Below are 1,229 nucleotides of genomic sequence, written 5' to 3' on the forward strand. Positions count from 1 at the left end.
TTGTCATCCCGAGTGCACAGGAGGGGGTGTACAGGGGGGGTGTACAGGGGGGGTGCACGCATGTCACCCTCTTGCCGGGTTCAAAAAGGGCGCTCCGGTTTCACCCGTGCGGCGCCCTTTCCGTGTCCGGTTTCCGGGAGGGATCAGCCGCCCAGTTTTTGTGCCACCAGCTTGTTCACGGCGGCGGGGTTGGCCTTGCCGCCGGTGGCTTTCATAACCTGGCCGACAAACCAGCCTGCCAGTTTCGGGTTCACCTTGGCCTTCTCCACCTGGGCCGGGTTGGCGGCGATGATCTCGTCCAGAGCGGTCTCGATGGCGCCGGTGTCGGTCACCTGCTTCATGCCGCGGTCCTCGACGATCTGCGCCGGGTCGCCGCCTTCGGTGTAGACGATCTCGAACAGGTCCTTGGCGATCTTGCCGGAGATGGCGTCCGAGGCGATCAGATCAATGATGCCGCCCAGCTGTGCCGGGGAAACCGGCGAGTCGGTGATCGCGTGGTCTTCCTTCTTCAGACGGCCGAACAGCTCGTTGATCACCCAGTTGGCAGCCAGCTTGCCGCTGCGGCCCTTGGCGGTTTCCTCAAAGAATGCGGCCGATTCCACATCCGCGGTCAGCACCGAGGCGTCATAGTCCGAGAGGCCGAAGTCATTGATGAACCGCGCCTTTTTGTCGTCCGGCAGTTCCGGCAGATTGGCGGCGATATCATCGACCCAGGTCTGCTCGATCTCCAGCGGCAGCAGGTCGGGGTCGGGGAAATAGCGGTAGTCATGCGCTTCTTCCTTGGAGCGCATGGAGCGGGTTTCGCCCTTGTCCGGATCGTACAGCCGGGTTTCCTGGTCGATCTTGCCGCCTGCTTCGATGATCGCAATCTGGCGGCGCGCCTCGACTTCGATGGCCTGCTGGATGAAGCGCATGGAGTTCATGTTCTTGATCTCGCAGCGGGTGCCGAGGTGGCCGAAATCCTGGGTTTCCTGGTACTTCTCGTACTGGCCGGGCAGGCAGACCGAAACGTTCACGTCGGCGCGCAGGTTGCCGTTCTGCATGTTGCCGTCGCAGGTGCCCAGGTACTGCATGATCTGGCGCAGCTTGGCGATATAGGCGGCGGCTTCCTCCGGCCCGCGGATGTCGGGGCGGGAGACGATCTCCATCAGGCAGACGCCGGTGCGGTTGAGGTCGACAAAGGACATGTTGGGGTCCATGTCGTGGATCGATTTGCCCGCGTCCTGCTC

Annotated in this window: 1 protein-coding gene; it reads right to left on the minus strand. The window is 63.0% G+C overall.

Annotation, left to right across the window (positions count from 1 at the left end):
* Positions 1-143 precede the first annotated feature (143 nt).
* A partial coding sequence (gene gatB / locus A2I95_RS39680; RefSeq protein ID WP_291737839.1) for an Asp-tRNA(Asn)/Glu-tRNA(Gln) amidotransferase subunit GatB occupies positions 144-1,229 on the minus strand: 1,086 nt, incomplete at its 5' end.

The sequence above is a fragment of the Leisingera sp. F5 genome (assembly GCF_001593695.1).